Below are 1,915 nucleotides of genomic sequence, written 5' to 3' on the forward strand. Positions count from 1 at the left end.
ATGACGGCACGACGTTGCTGGGCACGACGACGGCAGATCCGTCCGGAAACTGGACGTTCACGCCGACCACGGGTTTGGGAGAGGGCCCGCACAGCCTGACCGTCACCGCAACGGATACGGCCGGCAACGTGAGTGTTCCGAGCACGGCCTTCGATCTGACGATCGATACGACGGCTCCGGCGATTCCGACAGTGAACGCGACGGACGGTACGTCGTTGTCGGGCACGGCCGAAGTGGGCGCAACGGTCAACATCGATACGAACGGCGACGGCACGCCGGACGCCACCGTGACAGCCGACCCCAGCGGCGCGTGGACGTACACACCATCGACCCCGCTGCCGATCGGCACGGTGATTGGCGTGACTGCTACCGACGCGGCGGGCAATACGGGCCCGTCTGCTTCGGTAACGGTGACGGGCGACACGACGGCACCCGGTGCGCCGGTCATCGGTACGGTGACGGACGATGCGGGCTCTGTTGTTGGTGCGATTGCCTCTGGCGGCAGTACTGATGACGCGACGCCGACATTAAGCGGCACAGCGGAAGCAGGCAGCACGGTGAGCGTGTATGACGGCACGACGTTGCTGGGCACGACGACGGCAGATCCGTCCGGAAACTGGACGTTCACGCCGACCACGGGTTTGGGAGAGGGCCCGCACAGCCTGACCGTCACCGCAACGGATACGGCCGGCAACGTGAGTGTTCCGAGCACGGCCTTCGATCTGACGATCGATACGACGGCTCCGGCGATTCCGACAGTGAACGCGACGGACGGTACGTCGTTGTCGGGCACGGCCGAAGTGGGCGCAACGGTCAACATCGATACGAACGGCGACGGCACGCCGGACGCCACCGTGACAGCCGACCCCAGCGGCGCGTGGACGTACACGCCCTCGACCCCGCTGCCGGCTGGTACGGTGATCGGCGTGACGGCCACCGATGCGGCGGGCAATACGGGCCCGTCTGCTTCGGTGACGGTGACGGGCGACACGACGGCGCCTGCGGCACCGATCGTTGTTAGTGTCACGGACGACGTTGGCTCGATCGTCGGGCTGCTGACGACTGGCGCGACGACGGACGACACGACCCCGACGCTTGCCGGTACGGCGGAAGCAGGGAGCACAGTGAACGTGTATGACGGCACGACGTTGCTGGGCACGACGACAGCAGACCCGTCCGGAAACTGGACGTTCACGCCGACCACGGGTTTGGGAGAGGGCGCGCACAGCCTGACCGTCACCGCAACGGATACGGCCGGCAATGTGAGTGTTCCGAGTACGGCCTTCAACCTGACGATCGATACGACAGCTCCTGGATTACCGACGGTGAATGCGACCGACGGTACGTCACTGTCGGGCACGGCCGAAGCGGGCGCAACGATCAACATCGATACGAACGGCGACGGCACGCCGGACGCCACCGTGACAGCCGACCCGAGCGGCGCGTGGACGTACACGCCGTCGATCCCGCTGCCGGCTGGTACGGTGATCGGTGTGACTGCTACCGATGCGGCGGGCAATACGGGCCCGTCTGCCTCGGTAACGGTGACGGGTGACACGACGGCGCCGGCCGCACCGATCGTTGTTAGCGTCACGGACGACGTTGGTTCGATCGTTGGCCTGCTGACGACTGGCGCAACGACGGACGACACGACCCCGACGCTTGCCGGTACAGCGGAAGCAGGGAGCACGGTGAGCGTGTATGACGGCACGACGTTGCTGGGTACGACGACGGCAGATCCGTCCGGAAACTGGACGTTCACGCCGACCACGGGTTTGGGAGAGGGCGCGCACAGCCTGACCGTCACCGCAACGGATACGGCCGGCAATGTGAGTGTTCCGAGTACGGCCTTCAACCTGACGATCGATACGACAGCTCCGTCGATTCCGACAGTGAACGCGACCGACGGTACGTC

The 1,915-nt window shown here is 65.9% G+C and carries 1 protein-coding gene; it reads left to right on the forward strand.

Going from position 1 to position 1,915, the window contains the following annotated elements; all coding sequences use genetic code 11:
- Window positions 1–1,915: Ig-like domain-containing protein (locus H0X90_RS35230; RefSeq protein WP_230878125.1), on the forward strand; the 1,915-nt coding region annotated here is incomplete at both ends.

The sequence above is a fragment of the Burkholderia sp. 9775_39 genome (assembly GCF_015712225.1).
Taxonomy (GTDB): Bacteria; Pseudomonadota; Gammaproteobacteria; order Burkholderiales; family Burkholderiaceae; genus Burkholderia; species Burkholderia cenocepacia.